Origin of the sequence: Nocardia sp. NPDC049220 (assembly GCF_040647855.1) — a bacterium.
Lineage (GTDB): Bacteria > Actinomycetota > Actinomycetes > Mycobacteriales > Mycobacteriaceae > Nocardia.
In genome coordinates this window covers 1-15,079 of the sequence record NZ_JBEZDA010000012.1, presented here as the reverse complement: position 1 = coordinate 15,079, position 15,079 = coordinate 1, and the positions used below count along the sequence as shown (strand labels likewise).

Sequence of the window (15,079 nt, the reverse complement as noted above, 5' to 3'; positions counted from 1 at the left end):
ATGCGCCCCGCCCTGCGGCGATGTACGCGGCGGCCGCGTTTCCGAGTGCGGGAATGTTTCCGGAAGCCGGGCGTTCGCGGGATAGTTCGGCGGGTTCATGGGCAACGCCAGGCGCTCCGGCCTCGGGTGCGCCATTCTCGGACATCGAGACATCGCCCGCGGTGGAAACCCCCGGGCGGGGTGTATCGGTGGTTCTCGCGGGATCGGGGTCGGAGCGACCGATCACCGGCCCGACCGGTGGATGACTTCCCGCGCCATCGCCCGATACGCTTCCGCTCCGCCCGATTTCGGCGCCCACGTGGTGATCGGCTCGCCCGCGACGCTGGCGTCCGGAAAACGGACCGTGCGCGAGATCGCCGTGTCGTAGACCAAGTCGCCGAACACCTCGACGACTCGCGCCATGACCTGGCGGGAATGCAGCAGTCGGGCGTCGAACATGGTGACCACTATTCCGTACAGACTCAGCCGCGGATTCAATCGGTCACGCACCTTCTCCACGGTGTCGTTGAGCAGGGCGAGCCCACGTAGCGAGAAGTATTCGCATTCCATCGGGATGATCACGCCGTCCGAGCAGGCCAACGCGTTCACGGTGAGCAGGCCGAGCGAGGGCTGGCAGTCGATGAGGATGTAGTCGTAGCGGTTGCGGATCGGTTCCAAAGCCCGGCCGAGCGACTGTTCCCTGCCTACCTCGTTCACGAGCTGAATCTCCGCGGCGGACAAATCGATATTGCTCGGCAACAGGTCCATGTTCTCGACCTGGGTCTGCATCAATACGTCGTCGATGGATCCCTTGGAGCCGATCAGCAGGTTGTGCACGGTCAGATCGAGATCGTGGTGCGCCACACCGAGTCCCGCCGACAGTGCACCCTGCGGGTCGAGATCGACGAGCAGTACGCGGCGACCGTATTCGGCCAGTGCGGCACCGAGGTTGATGGTGGAGGTGGTCTTGCCGACCCCGCCCTTCTGGTTGCACATAGCGACGACCAAGGCGTCGCCGTGCTTGTCCGGCATGGGCGGCTCCGGGACCAGGCGCAATGGCCGTCCGGTCGGACCGAGGACTCCGTCCTCCGGCACCGGCGCCACTCCGCCGCCCCAGAGCGTTTCTGGCGCGGTGTCCGAGTACGGACCCGATCGCGGGCCCGTAAGCGGCTCCGCCCCAGCACCCATCGACGGCTCTGCCGCTCCGGCTGTTGTCACGATCCGCTGCTCCTTATACGTTCCTGCCCGTTGCCTCGCCGAGCCTAGCGAGGCCGATCAGGGCCCGACCTCGCTTTCGTACGGTCCAGCTCTCGATAGACGCTACCGCCTGACGGCACTCGAGGGCCGCGCCTGCGCGCGGCGTGTTCGCCAAGCGCTGGTCAGCGCCTTCCCGACCTCCGACGAAATGGACACCGAACCGGTTGTGCACAGTGTCCATGACGTCCCGGTCCGCCTCATCCGCGCGCGATCCGGCCGCGTTGCCGGAAGTGTTCGAAGCGGACGATACCTGGTGCGCGGACAGCGCAGAACTCCGAAGGTCCATGGATAGCCGTGTCGAAGGCATACACGGTGCCCCGCAGGACCACAACGCGCCTCGCGTTGCGACTCGAATCGGGTGGTGCCGCGGGTGTCAGCGAGCGCGGGGATGCGCCGTGGCCCACACTTCGCGCAAGGTGTTGACCGTGACCAACGTGTAGATCTGGGTCGTGGTCACCGACGCGTGGCCCAGAAGTTCTTGCACGACACGAACATCGGCGCCGCCGTCGAGCAAGTGGGTGGCGAAGGAGTGGCGCAGGGTGTGCGGCGACACCGCCGCTGCGATACCCGAGCGTTCGGCAGCTGATTGCAAGACCTGCCAGGCGCTCTGGCGGGACAAACGTCCGCCCCGGGCGTTCAGGAAGAGCGCACCGGCGTTGCCTTTTGCGTGAGCGGCGAGCATCGGCCGGCCACGGGCCAGGTAGGCGTCGACGGCAGCGAGAGCGGGACGTCCGATCGGAACCATCCGCTGCTTGCCGCCCTTCCCGCGCAGCACGACGGCCCGCTCCTCGGTGTCGAGATCGTCGACATCCAACCCGATCATCTCGGAGATCCTGGCGCCGGTGGAATACAGCAGCTCCAGCAGCGCGCGGTCACGAAGGCCGCGAGGTCCCCCCTCCGCGCCTGCCACGCCGTCTGGATCGTGCACGGGCGCACCGCCGGCGGCTTCCAACAGTTTCAGCACTTGGTCGTAGGGCAGCGCCTTGGGCAGCCTGCGGCCCGGCGTCGGCGGCTTCACCGCGTGCGCGACGTCGGTGCTGGTCAGACCCTCAGCGGCGGCGAAGCGGTGCAGTCCACGTACCGCGATCAGCGCGCGGGCCACCGAACTCGCCGCCAGCGGCGGATGCGGACCGCCACTCATACGCAGCGCCACGGTGAACTCGGCGACGTCGGATTCGGCGACCCGCTCGAGCGAGCCGACACCACGCCCGGTGAGGAAGTCGAGGTAACGGCCGAGGTCGCGCCGGTACGCGCCGAGTGTATTGCGCGCGACGCCGCGCTCGACCGCGAGATGGTCCAGATAGGCGTCCAACTCCCGCGCGAGCACCATCGATCAGTCTTCGGACTTTCGCGCCGCCTTGCGGCGGAGGAAAGCGGTCGGCTGTCCGTGCCACGGCGCATCCTTCGCCCGTAGTTCGACATTTCCAGCCCGGGCGGCCGCGAGCGCGAGCACACCCGCGACAGCGGTGGCGTTCACGATCTCCCCTGCCAGCGCACTCCGGACGGCCGCGGCGACAGGCATCCGGACCACCTCGAGGTCGGCCTCCTCCAGTTCCGGCTCGGGGCGGTCGGTCTCATACAGACCGCGTGCCAGGTAGACGCGCAGCGCCTCGTCGGTGAAACCGGGCGAGAGCACCACATCCACCAGTACCGCCCACTCCCGCGCGGCAAGCCCGGTTTCCTCGGCCAGTTCGCGCTGCGCAGCGGCAAGCGGATCCTCGCCGGGGAGGTCGAGCAGGCCGGCGGGCAACTCGAGCAGCCGGCGGCCGATCGGGTGTCGGTACTGGTTGATCAGCACCACGTTGTCGTCGTCGTCGATCGCGGCGACCGCGACGGCGCCGTGATGCTCGACCACCTCACGCTCGACGATCCGCGCGCCCGGCATCGACACCTGGTCGAGCCGCAGCGCCATGATGGCTCCGCTGTAGACGGTCGCACTGGACACGGTCTCGAAATCGTGGCTGCCGGGTTCGACAGCCCCACCATCGGTCATACTGCTACGCCTGTTCTGTCGCGCTGGCGAATTCGCCGTCCGGGATGTCGACCGGAAGCCGCTCGGCCGCCTTGTATTTCAACGCCGCCGAGATCAGCGCCGCGAACAGCGGATGGGGGCGGGTCGGGCGACTCTTCAGCTCCGGGTGCGCCTGGGTGGCGACGAAGAAGGGATGCACGTCCGCCGGCAGTTCGACGAACTCGACCAGATGTCCATCCGGCGAGGTGCCGCTGAACTCGAGGCCGCTCTCGGCGATTTTGGTGCGGTAGGCGTTGTTCACCTCGTAGCGGTGCCGGTGACGCTCGGAGACGTGCTCGCTGCCGTATGCCTTCGCGACCACCGACCCCTTTGCCAGAGTCGCGGGGTAGGCGCCCAGGCGCATGGTGCCGCCGAGATCGGCTTCACCGGCCACGGCCTGCTCTTGGTCGGCCATGGTGGAGATGACCGGATGCGGTGTGTCGGGCTCGAATTCGGCCGAGTTGGCCTCGTCCAGGCCGACCGAACGAGCTGCCTCGATCACCACGCATTGCAGACCCAGACACAGACCGAGCAGCGGAATACCACGGGTCCGCGCGTATCGGATGGCGCCGACCTTGCCCTCGATGCCGCGAATACCGAAGCCGCCGGGGATCAGCACAGCATCCACGTCGTGCAACGCGTGCTGCGCGCCGGCCGGAGTCTCGCATTCGTCCGAGGGCACCCAGCGGATGCTGACCTTGGCACGCGAGGCGAACCCACCCGCCCGCAGTGCCTCGGTGACCGAAAGGTAGGCATCGGGCAGGTCGACGTACTTGCCGACCAGTGCGACCTCGATCGTCTCGCGCGGTGAGTGCACCCGGTCGAGCAGATCGCCCCATACGGTCCAGTCCACGTCGCGGAACGGCAGACCGAGCCTGCGCACCACGTAGGCGTCCAGGCCCTCGCGGTGCAGCACACGCGGGATGTCGTAGATCGATGGCGCGTCCGGCGTGGAGATGCAAGCATCCACCTCGACGTCGCACATCAGCGCGATCTTGCTCTTCAGTGCCTGCGGCACCTCACGGTCACAGCGCAGGATCAACGCGTCCGGCTGGATACCGATATTGCGCAGCGCCGCCACCGAGTGTTGCGTCGGTTTGGTCTTGAGCTCACCGGAGGGAGCCAGGTACGGCACCAGCGAGACGTGCAGGAAGAAGACGTTGTCCCGGCCGACATCATGGCGGATCTGGCGGGCGGCCTCGAGGAACGGCTGCGACTCGATGTCGCCGACGGTCCCGCCGATCTCGGTGATCACCACGTCCGGGGTCTGCCCCTGCAGATCCGGACCGCTCATCGCGAGGATGCGACTCTTGATCTCATCGGTGATGTGCGGGATAACCTGCACCGTGTCGCCGAGGTATTCGCCGCGGCGCTCCTTGGCGATGACCGACGAATAGATTTGCCCGGTAGTCACATTCGCGTCCCGGGACAGATCCCGATCGAGGAACCGCTCGTAGTGGCCGACGTCCAGATCGGTCTCGGCTCCGTCGTCCGTCACGAAGACCTCACCGTGCTGGAAAGGGTTCATGGTGCCGGGATCGACGTTCAAGTACGGGTCGAGTTTCTGCATCGTGACGCGCAGCCCACGCGCCGTCAGCAGCTGACCGAGGCTGGAAGCGGTAAGACCTTTACCCAATGAGGAGGCGACACCACCGCTGACGAAGATGTGCTTCGTGGCCGTTCGCGCCTGAATCCGTGTTTGACCCACGGGTCTTCACGGTAACACGAATCCGCCCGTCTGTTCGACGCCACGCACGTTTGCCACTCGATCGCCACGCGGAGCCGGACCAGCGCAACTGTGCGCAGGGTCGCCGCGCGGGCGGATGCCGGACCACGGACAGAGGTACCCCTGAATCAGCCCGGGAGCGCGGCGAGGGTCACAGAGGCGGCTCGAGCGCCGGTGCCGTACCGACCCGTCCCGCCATTGAGTTGTTCGCCGAGGGCGAGGACGGTGGTGACGCGCCCGATGTCGCGGTCGAGGTTGTCGACGGTGCTGACCTGGGTGGCGAGCGCGGCATTGGTACGAACGACCGCGATCGGGCCGACGCCCTCGGCGGCGCCGGAGCGACCTGCCAGGACAACGCCGGCACCACGTCCACGCAGGGCGCCTGCGAAGCGCGCGATATCGGCGCCTTGGCTGTTCGCGGCCGATCCGAGGTTGTTTCCGACTACCACCACGGCAAGCTGCGCGGGACGGACCGGGGTGTCGCCGTAGGCGAGGAAGCCGCCGCCGCGCAGGGTCTCCAATGTCAGGTCGAGCTCCTCCGGAGTGCTCCGGGTTTGCCCGTTCGCCGGGTCGAGCAGAAGCACCAGACCGAGAAGATCGCCCGCCATGCTGCCCTGGTCGATCGCACCGCTGCGCAGTTCGGCGCCCGCGGGAATAACGTTGGCGACAGCGGTACGCATCCGGTCCCCCTCGGCGGCGTCGAGGAAGTCCTCGGTGAGCGCGATCCGCCCGGTGACCGCGGCGCCGGAAGTCTGCAGCGCCGCGGTCACCGCGTCGACATCACCGGGGTCGGCGTCCGGCGTCGTGAACACGACAACGCCACGGTCGGCGAGCGTGCCGGCCAGGATACGACCCGACGAGCCGGCGATGAATCGGTCGGCGGCGGCGAGTTGGTCGGCGAGTCGCCCGTTGTGTTCGGAGAGCGCGTCGACCTTGTGCCGGAGATCGGTCCGGTCCGCGCGGAGTCCGGACAGCAGGTCCGCCGCGATTGTCTGCGATCCGAGCACCACACCGATCGCGAGGGCGAGGAAGATCGCCACGATCGAGATGGCATGATGGCGCACCGAAATCATGATTCTCCCTTGATTACTCGAGTCCGGAGCGGACCAGCGCCCGCGCCGAGAGCGCCAACCGATTCCAGTTGTCTACCGCCCAGTCCAGGACATCCCCGCCGCTGTTGGACGCGAGCAGCACGACGATCACCGCGACCAGCGCGGCGAGCACCACCAGCGCGACGACAATCCCGGAGACCCGGTCGCGGTACAGCGTGGCGATCGCCTTCGCGTCGGTCAGTTTGGTGCCGACCTTGAGCCGGGTGAGGAAAGTCGCCGGATTGGTGCTGCAGCGGCCGCGGTCGAAGAAGTCATCGAGCGACGCCGCGGCACCAGCGGTGACGATCAGTGCGGCACCGTGATGGTCGGCGAGCAGCAACGCCAGGTCGGCAGGCGAGCCCGACGAGGGGAACGTCGTCGCGCCGATACCGAGATCCTGGATGCGCTCGAGTCCCTTCGCGTGCCCATCGGTGTCGGCGGGCAGGATCACCTCGGCACCGCACTTCAAGGTGGCGGAGGTGATCTCGTCCGGGTCCCCGACGATGAGGTCGGGCTGATAGCCCTGCCTTCGCAGGGTGTCCGCGCCGCGGCCGACTCCGATCATGATCGGTGCGTACTCCTTGATGAACGGCTTCAGCCGCTTGAGATCGTCAGCGTGATCGGGGCCGTCGGCGACGACGACCACATGCCGCTGCCTCATCGACAGCTCGAGCTCGGGTACGCCGATACCTTCGATGAGCAGCGCGCTTTCGGTGCGGATGAACTCGATGGTGTTACCCGCGAAAGCCTCCAGGTGATCGGCCAGCCCCTTACGCGCCTCGATCATCCGTTCGACGATGGCAGCGTCGGTGAGCTCGATGCCTTCGACCAGAACCTCCGGCTCCTTCTTGATCACCTTGTCGGCATAGACGACACCGTCATCGATCCGGACCTTGGCGCCGTCTTTGATCTTGCTGAACGCATCGGAACTCACAGTGTCCAGCAGCAGAATCCCATTCGCCACCAGCACTTCCGGGCCGAGATTGGGATAGCGGCCGGAAATCGACGGCGAGGTGTTGATCACCGCCACAACGCCCGCCCGAATCAGCCGATCGGCGGTCATCCGGTCGAGGTCCATCTCGTCGAGGACGACGATGTCACCCGGCCCGACCCGCGTGAGCAGACGCCGGGTGTTGCGATCCACCCGGGCCATCCCGGTCAGACCGGACAGCGTTTCGGTGTTCTTCGACAACAATGCCAGCATCCGCATGAGGCCGATACTGCTGGCTAACCCTCAACCATTGGTGGAGGCGCGCCGTATCTCCTACCCCATTCGTCACTGCGATACTCCCCGACAACAGCCGTCCCCAGTTCCTCCTCGCCGGTGGTCCACACCCCGAATCAGGCATTAGAGCATCTCGCATCACCATTACGAATTTTCTTTTCGCTGTTCAAACCATTTCCAGCGAGGTACTACGCTGACGATGTCGAAAATCCGAGCAACCGTTCGCGCCACCGCGTAGGCCGAAAAAGGACGGCACGGCCAGGAAACTCCCGCCCTCGCTCGCCCGGCCGTTTTGTTTCGATTCACAGAACAGTTAATAATTGGCTATCAGCGGGGCTCGCGGGCTCGAGGACAACGGTGTCCGATGGCTTCGGTTCCAATCCAGAGTGCGCCGAGGCACTCCGGAGGCGTCGCCGCACCGAGTCCACGATCAAGCCTCGAGCCTCCGCATCAGCGCACCACACGACCCGAATTCATTCAGCTGTCGGGGCTGGCGCCCGATCCCGATGCGAACAACACGATCGACCAGCCAAGTAGCTATATGCTGCCCGTCACAGGTAACTCGAAGAGGAGACTCATGGCCAGCACCACCGTCGATGCCGTCATCGCCGCTCCGCGCGACGTCGTGTACCGGCTCTTCGCCGACCGCGAGAGCATCAGCCCGTACCTGCCGGTCCAGGTCAAGTTGACCAAGCCGGGTCAGAGCGACCGAGAAGGTGTCGGCGCCCAGCACCACATCGGCGTGGGCCCGGTCGGCGTCACCGAGGAGATCACCAAGCTGGTACCCGGCGAGCGAATGGAATACAAGATCATCAAGGGTGCGCCGGTGAAACGCCACGTCGGCGTCATCACCTTCGCCGACGCCGACAACGGCACCCTGGTCTCCTACACGTTGGAGTCCGACCCCAAACTCCCTGTGCCCGAGAAGGTGCTGGAATTCGGTCTGAAAAACCTGATCGAGACGTTCATCAAGGGCGCGCAGAAAGCTGTGCGCTGACCGACGCGATCACCGCGTCGCCACCTCGGCGCTCGCTTTCTCCGCACGTGCCGTTGCCAGCAGCTCCTCCGCGTGCGCCCGACCGGTCTCGGTGTCATCGAGACCGGCCAGCATCCGAGCCAGCTCGATGACACGCTCATCCTTGGTGAGCGCGCGGACGCCGCTGGCGACCTTGCCGTCCCCGTCATCGAACTTGTCGACCACCAGATGGGTGTCGGCGAACGCCGCGACCTGCGGCAGATGGGTGACCACAATGACCTGATGGGTACGAGCGAGACGGGCGAGTCTGCGGCCGATCTCTACCGCGGCCCGGCCGCCCACGCCCGCGTCGACCTCGTCGAACACCATTGTCGCCCCGTGGTCGGAGCCGGCGAGCACCACCTCGAGCGCTAGCATCACACGCGACAACTCACCGCCGGATGCACTCTTGCTCAATGGCAGCGATTGCGCGCCGGAATGCGCCGACAGACGGAATTCCACCTCATCGATGCCCGACGAACCGGCGTGCACGTCCTGCCCGTCGATGGTGAGCGGTGCGGTGTCCTGCGGACCCGCGGGAAGCCGCCGAACCTCGACGTCGAGGCGGGCTTTGCCCATGGCGAGGCCACCCAACTCGGCACTGACGGCAGCTGCCAGTTTGCCTGCTGCCCTGGTCCGCGCGGCGCGAAGTTTCGTCGCCGCCTCCCGCACCCGCGCCGCCGCACTGTCGACCTCAGCCGACAGCGTGGCCAAAGCCTCCTCGGAGACGTCCAGCGAACCGAGTCGAGTGCGGGCCTCGTCGGCCCAGGCGATCACGCCGTCGATGTCCGGAGCGTATTTGCGGGTCAGCGTCTTCAGCTCGGCCTGCCGGGTGAGCAGCGAATCCAGCGCACCAGGGTCCGAAGGCAAATCGGCGAGGTAACCGCTCAACTCGGTGGTCAGATCGACCACCACGGCGATCGTGTCGGCGAGGCGGGGCGCGAGGGCGATCAGCGCGGGATCATCGGCCGATTCGATCCGGGTGCGCGCGGCACCGAGCAGTCCCAGTGCGCCCGATCCGGCTTCGGGCGACTCTGTCGGACCGGCCAGCGCGTCATGCGCGGTGGCGGCGGCCTCGCGCAACGAGTCCAGGTCGCTGAGCCTGCGGACCTCCCCGACGATGCGCGCATCTTCGCCGGGTTCGGGTGCGAGGGCGTCGATTTCGCTCAGCGAATGCTTGAGCCGGTCGGCCTCGAGCGCCAATTCTCTGCTGCGCGCGGTCCGTTCGAGCAGTTCCGTCCTTGCCTCCAGCCAGGAACGCCGCCGCACCTGATACTTCCGCAGCAGCGGATTGACGGCATCGCCAGCGAACCGGTCCAACGCGGACAACTGCTGATCGGGGCGCTGCAAGCGCAACTGGTCGTTCTGGCCGTGCACCGTCAGCAACGACGCCGTGAAATCGGCCAGCACCGAGGCCGGTACACCGCGACCCCCGAGATGCGCGCGCGAGCGTCCATCACTACCAACCGTGCGGATCGCGATGACGCTGCCGTCATCGTCTTGTTCGGCCGCTGCCGCCTCCAATACCCGCGCGACCTCGGCGCGAGCGATGTCGTTGACGTCCTCGACGGTGAACCGGCCCTCCACCACGGCCCGAGACGCACCGAGCCGAACCCGGCCCGCGTCCGCCCGCGCACCGCTGAGCAGATGCAGGCTGGTCACCACCATCGTCTTGCCCGCACCGGTCTCGCCGGTCAGGCAGGTCAGCCCTTCGTGGAACTGCGCGGTGGCCGTGGAAATGACGCCGAGGCCATCAATCCTGATCTCTGTCAGCACTTGTGCTCTCCGTTCGCCGTCGGCCACGCCAGCCGGTCACGGGCAATTGGAACTTGCGCACCATCCGGTCGGCGAATGGTGCGGAATCCAGCCGCACCCAGCGCACCGGTTCGGCGCCGCGAACCGCTTCCACCCGGCCACCCTTCGGCAGAGCGAGCGTGCGCCTGCCATCCAGGAAAACTATCGCATCGTGCCCCGTCGCGACGGATTCGACCGCGATCCGCGACTCGGGGCTGGTCACCAGTGGTCGCGCGAACAGGGCATGGGCATTACTCGGAATCACCAACAGCGCTTCGAGTTCCGGCCACACCACGGGCCCACCGGCGGAGAAAGCATAGGCCGTCGATCCGGTCGGTGTGGAGATCAGGATGCCGTCGCAGCCGAACGAGGACACCGGACGACCGTCGACCTCGAGCACCACTTCGAGCACCCCGATACGCGAGGCGTTTTCGATGCTCGCCTCGTTCAGCGCCCAGCCGCTGTCAACTACCTCGTCCTCTACTCGGACCTTGACGTCGATGGTCATTCGGTGCTCGATCGTGTAGTCACCCCGGACCACCTGCGCTAACGCCTCATCCAGATTCTCGGCTTCGGCCTCGGTGAGAAAGCCGATGCGGCCGAGGTTGATTCCGAGCACCGGCACCGCAGCTGAGCGTGCCAGCTCGGCGGCGCGCAGGAAGGTGCCATCACCGCCGAGCACGAGCACCATCTCACAACCGACCGCCGCGGCTGGACCGTGCTCGACCACGCGCACCGGGTAGCCACACGGCTGGGCCTCGAATCGGGTGCTGTCCGCCTCGTCGGCGAGCACCCGTAGGCAGATTCCCGCGTCGGCGAAGATCTTCGCCACCCGGTGGGCAGTCTCGATGATCTCTGCCCGGCCCGGATGGGACACCAGCAAGATTTCGCGGCCACCCGCCGGCGCCTGCGCGTTCACTGTGGACCCTCCTCAACCGCATGCTGGACCAGAGCAGCGACCCGTTCTCCGTCGTCGTCGAACTGCCCATCATTGCGCAGCCACAAGAAGTATTCGACATTGCCCGACGGCCCCGGCAAAGGACTCGCTACTACGCCGACTGTGCGCAGCCCGAGCCTCGCCGCAGTAGCGGCGACCGCACAGACCGCGTGGGCACGCAGCGCGGGGTCACGCACCACACCGCCAGAGCCCACTCGCTCCTTGCCCACCTCGAACTGGGGTTTCACCATCGGCAGCAGGTCGGCACCCGGCGCCGCGCACGCCGCGAGTGCGGGCAGGACCAGACCGAGCGAAATGAACGAAAGGTCGCCCACCACCAGATCGACGATCCCGGCGATGGATTCCGGAGTCACGGTGCGTACATTGGTGCGGTCGAACACCCGTACCCGCGCGTCATTGCGCAGGCGCCAGACCAGCTGGCCGTAGCCCACGTCGACAGCCACGACCTCACGGGCCTCACGCGAGAGCAGCACGTCGGTGAAACCCCCGGTCGAAGCACCAGCGTCCAAGCACCGTTTGCCCGCGACCGTGAGCCCGTCCGGCTCGAACCGTTCCAGCGCACCGAGAAGTTTGTGCGCGCCACGCGATGCCCAGGACACCTCGTCGGGCACCGCGCGCACCACCAGCGGTGTGCCCGTCTCGATCGCGGTCGCAGCCTTCGAGGCAACCGTTCCAGCTATCAGGACGCGGCCGGCACCGATCAGCTCGACCGCATGCTCTCGCGATCTCGCTAATCCGCGGCGAACCAATTCCGCGTCCACGCGCGCGCGTCGGGCCACCTCAGATCTTGTCCACCGTGGCCAGTGCCTGAACGAGCACATCGTGCGCCTGCTCCAGAATGCGGGCACGACGGGTGATATCCGCGCCGGACTCCGCGCTGTCGGCGGGCGCGTCGACGCCGCCACGCGTGGCCCGGGCATCGAGCTCGGCGAGCAGGCTGTCCACCTCGCTGCGGATCCGGCCTGGATCGGCGGGCTCCGCGCGACCTTGCGCCCCCGGCAGATGCTGACCGGGCAGCGGGGCCCCCGGGCGAGGGCCGTTCGGACGGGGCATAGGAGTAGTCATCGTGCCGTCAACGCTATCGGATTTCCCCATCGGCCGCGCGTAACGTCACAGCTCGTCCCGGGTGGCGCCGCAAGACCTCCCCCAGGTCGCCGCCGGATTCCAGGTACACCGGCGGATGGTTGAGAGCATCCAACGAGTCCGACACATAGGTGGGGATTCGATCGACGTCGGCGTCGCGCAACTCATCCAGGGTGCTCACGCCGGTCAGCACCAGTAGCGCGTCGAGGCCGACACGGTTGGCCCCTTCGATATCGGTGTCCAGGCGGTCGCCCACTACCAGCGCGCTACGGGTGTCCGCGCGGACAAGGGCGTCCTCCAGCAGGGGTGCGTACGGTTTGCCCGCCACGACCGGCTCCTGGCCGGAGGCGGCACGCAGCGCGGCGACCATCGCGCCATTGCCCGGGGCGAGACCACGTTCGTTCGGCAGCGTCTTGTCGGTGTTCGCGGCGACCCACAGCGCGTCCGCGCTCAAGGCGTAGGCAGCCTCGGCCAGATCCGGCCACGCCGTGTGTGGGGAATGTCCTTGCACCACAGCGGCGGGAACGGTGCCGTCGAAGCGCCGGATCGAGCGCAGACCCACACCATCCACCTCGGCAGCCAGATCATCGGTGCCGACAACCAGCACCCGCGCACCCTGGTCGAGCCGTTCGGCCAGTAGGCGCGCCGCCGCCTGCGCACTCGTCACCACGTCATCCGGCGTCGCGGGAAACCCGAGTTCGGCCAGATGCGCCGCTACCACGCTCGGCCCCCGGCTGGCGTTGTTGGTGACGTACACGAGTCGCTGGGCTGTCTCCCCCGCATCGGCCAACGCCTGCGGCGCACCCTCGATCACCGCATGACCGCGGTACAGCGTGCCGTCCAGATCCAGCAGCAGGGCTTGGTAGCGATCCCGTAGTCGCTTCACACCACTCTCACTCCGTGTCACCGATCGGCGTCGTGCCGACTCACACACCACCGGATCGCCCGGCAGCACAGTCGCTCGGCGAGTCCGAGACATTCGAACACTACGCCAGACCGGCACCAGAAAAGACGTGGCGTCAGCCACTCGACTCGTGCCGGCGCGCGCGGTGCGGGTACAACCGACGAAGCAGAACTCCCGCACCGCCCGGACCAAATCTTGCCGACGCCGAGCCGCCCGACCGCTACAGGTCGACGTCGCCGGTCAGTTCGGCGGCACGCTCTTCAGCGTCGGTTTCGCCGTCCAGGTCTGCCGACGCGGCATTGAGAAACCAGGTGAGACCCTCGTCGGTACGACCTGCCGCGACCAGTGCGTCGGCATAGGCGTAGAAGAGGCGAGCCGCGGCCGAACCGGTGCGTGCGGGGTCCAGATCCGAAGTCTGCAGTGTCACGACGGCCTGGTCGTACTGCCCGAGGTCCATGCGCGCGCCCGCGACGACGATGCGCAGCTCGGTGGCCTCGTCGCCGTGTAGTGCACGGCCCTCCTCGCTGCGGCCGAGCTCGATCGCGCGTTCCGGACGGCCGAGGCCACGTTCGCAGTCGGCCATCACGGCCAGCAGACCGGAGCCACCGGACATCCGACGTGCGGTACGCAGTTCCGACAGCGCTTCAGCCCATTCACCTGCGTGATACGCGGCAACCCCTGCGGTCTCGCGAACAACGGCGATCCGACCGGCGCGCTGGCGAGCTGCCCTGGCGTGCGCGAGTGCCAGACCTGGATCGTCGTCGATGAGTCGTACCGCCATCACAAGGTGGCGAGCGACCGTCTCCGCGTTGCCCTTGTCGAGGCTGAGCAGGTCACGTCGAACAGCAGAGTCGAGGTCGGTGGCCTGTACGTCGTCGGGCAGATCAGGCTCTTCCGGACGGGGCGGACGACGGTCGAGCGAAGAACCGCTACCTCCGCGAGCGCCTTCGCCGCCACGCCGTCGATCCTGCGACGCGCCGCCACGCGCAGACCAGTCCGCACGTTCCGAGCTGCCACCGCGGGCGCCGCGGTCGAATCCGCGACGGTCCCCGGCGTCGCGGCCTCCGGTCGTGCCACGACGATCGTCGTCACGCCTGCCGCCCCCGCTACGGTCTACGGATCCGCCACGACGGCTCGATCCGGATCCGCCGCGTTCTCCGCTTTCACCGCGATCGCTGCGCCGCGCACCACTCTGGTCGCCGGATTCGTCACCTCGACGGCGGAACCCGCCGCGCGAATCACCATCTCGTCGGAGCCCGCGATCCGCACCGGAATCCCCGCCACGGCTGAAGGCACCACGCGAATCACCACGACGCTCGGCGGAATCACCACGATCACCGAACTTGCCACGCTCGCCGGAGTCGCCGCGCCGCTCGAACCCGCCACGCTTGGCTGCATCGCTCCCACGGGGAAGGCCACCGGAAACACCACGGCCGGCACCGCCACGCTCGCCGGAGTCCTGGCGTCGGAATCCGCCCCGCTCGGGCGAACTATCACGCCGGTCGGACCCGCCGCGCCCGCCGGCATCACCACGACGGTCGAATTCGCTCCCGGAATCGCCGCGCCGCTTGAAACCACCGCGTTCGGAAGAATTGTCGCGCGAACCGTCGCCACCGGAGTCGGCGCGGCGCTTGAATCCGCCACGTTCTCCGGAATCGCCGCGGCGGTTGAATCCACCGCTGCCCTGGCCGGAGCCGGAGCGCGGGTCCCTATCACTGTTGTCACCACGTCGGCCGGACCCGGAGTCGGGAGCGCCACGCCGGAAGGGCTTCCGATCGTCGTTGTGTTCCGGCACGGTGCTCCCTTTCTGGATTCCGCAAAAATAAGTCGGCTGCACAAATTCAATCACGTCCACCGGTGGGGTACCGGCACGGCGACGTGCTGCGAGCACGGACAGGTGCTCAAACGCCGATAGGGGACCCAGATTCTGGGTCCCCTATCGTGAAGGATGTTCCGGCGGTGTCCTACTCTCCCACACCCTGTCGAGTGCAGTACCATCGGCGCTGGCAGGCTTAGCTTCCGGGTTCGGAATGGGA

12 protein-coding genes, 1 rRNA gene and 1 pseudogene are annotated in these 15,079 nt (G+C 67.3%); 1 reads left to right on the top strand and 13 read right to left on the bottom strand.

The genetic code is table 11. The annotated features are described in order from the left end of the window. Nucleotides 1-222: 222 nt before the first annotated feature. The 6 genes from AB0C34_RS22895 to steA form a co-directional block, all read right to left on the bottom strand. Nucleotides 223-1,167, bottom strand: coding sequence for a ParA family protein (locus tag AB0C34_RS22895; protein WP_357076851.1), 945 nt, complete (start codon nucleotides 1,165-1,167; stop codon nucleotides 223-225). Between the two features lie 442 nt (nucleotides 1,168-1,609). Beyond that, nucleotides 1,610-2,566: a site-specific tyrosine recombinase XerD gene (gene xerD / locus AB0C34_RS22890; RefSeq protein ID WP_357076428.1), complete on the bottom strand. Its 957-nt coding sequence runs from the start codon at nucleotides 2,564-2,566 to the stop codon at nucleotides 1,610-1,612. Nucleotides 2,567-2,569: 3 nt separating this feature from the next. Beyond that, entirely contained in the window at nucleotides 2,570-3,229 is a 660-nt protein-coding gene (locus tag AB0C34_RS22885) for an NUDIX hydrolase (protein WP_357076425.1), read from the bottom strand. A gap of 4 nt (nucleotides 3,230-3,233) precedes the next feature. Continuing rightward, nucleotides 3,234-4,955, bottom strand: coding sequence for a CTP synthase (locus AB0C34_RS22880; RefSeq protein WP_357076422.1), 1,722 nt, complete (start codon nucleotides 4,953-4,955; stop codon nucleotides 3,234-3,236). Between the two features lie 146 nt (nucleotides 4,956-5,101). Beyond that, nucleotides 5,102-6,046, bottom strand: coding sequence for a copper transporter (locus AB0C34_RS22875; RefSeq protein WP_357076419.1), 945 nt, complete (start codon nucleotides 6,044-6,046; stop codon nucleotides 5,102-5,104). Between the two features lie 13 nt (nucleotides 6,047-6,059). Then, nucleotides 6,060-7,274: a putative cytokinetic ring protein SteA gene (gene steA, locus AB0C34_RS22870; protein ID WP_357076416.1), complete on the bottom strand. Its 1,215-nt coding sequence runs from the start codon at nucleotides 7,272-7,274 to the stop codon at nucleotides 6,060-6,062. A 592-nt stretch (nucleotides 7,275-7,866) separates the two neighbouring features. Between steA and AB0C34_RS22865 the strand changes: the two genes are divergently transcribed. Continuing rightward, nucleotides 7,867-8,286, top strand: coding sequence for an SRPBCC family protein (locus AB0C34_RS22865; protein WP_357076413.1), 420 nt, complete (start codon nucleotides 7,867-7,869; stop codon nucleotides 8,284-8,286). Between the two features lie 9 nt (nucleotides 8,287-8,295). Here the strand turns inward: AB0C34_RS22865 and recN are convergent, their stop codons facing one another. The 7 genes and pseudogenes from recN to rrf all read right to left on the bottom strand — a co-directional run. Continuing rightward, complete coding sequence (gene recN, locus AB0C34_RS22860) at nucleotides 8,296-10,080, bottom strand: DNA repair protein RecN (RefSeq protein WP_357076410.1); 1,785 nt, start codon at nucleotides 10,078-10,080, stop codon at nucleotides 8,296-8,298. Next, complete coding sequence (locus AB0C34_RS22855) at nucleotides 10,058-11,017, bottom strand: NAD kinase (protein WP_357076407.1); 960 nt, start codon at nucleotides 11,015-11,017, stop codon at nucleotides 10,058-10,060. The genes recN and AB0C34_RS22855 overlap by 23 nt, the downstream gene beginning before the upstream one ends. Continuing rightward, a complete protein-coding gene (locus AB0C34_RS22850; protein ID WP_357076404.1) occupies nucleotides 11,014-11,835 on the bottom strand; it encodes a TlyA family RNA methyltransferase in 822 nt (273 codons plus the stop codon). Before AB0C34_RS22850 ends, AB0C34_RS22855 begins: the two co-directional genes overlap by 4 nt. Nucleotide 11,836: 1 nt before the next feature. Beyond that, nucleotides 11,837-12,121 carry a hypothetical protein gene (locus AB0C34_RS22845; RefSeq protein ID WP_357076401.1) on the bottom strand — a complete coding sequence of 95 codons (285 nt, stop codon included), beginning with the start codon at nucleotides 12,119-12,121 and terminating at the stop codon, nucleotides 11,837-11,839. 13 nt (nucleotides 12,122-12,134) lie between these two features. Then, on the bottom strand, nucleotides 12,135-13,025 hold the full coding sequence (locus AB0C34_RS22840) for an HAD-IIA family hydrolase (RefSeq protein ID WP_357076399.1): 891 nt from the start codon (nucleotides 13,023-13,025) through the stop codon (nucleotides 12,135-12,137). Nucleotides 13,026-13,263: 238 nt separating this feature from the next. Further along, nucleotides 13,264-14,196, bottom strand: a pseudogene (locus tag AB0C34_RS22835) (hypothetical protein); the annotation flags it as partial. A 798-nt stretch (nucleotides 14,197-14,994) separates the two neighbouring features. Next, nucleotides 14,995-15,079 (bottom strand): 5S ribosomal RNA (gene rrf / locus AB0C34_RS22830); the annotation flags it as partial.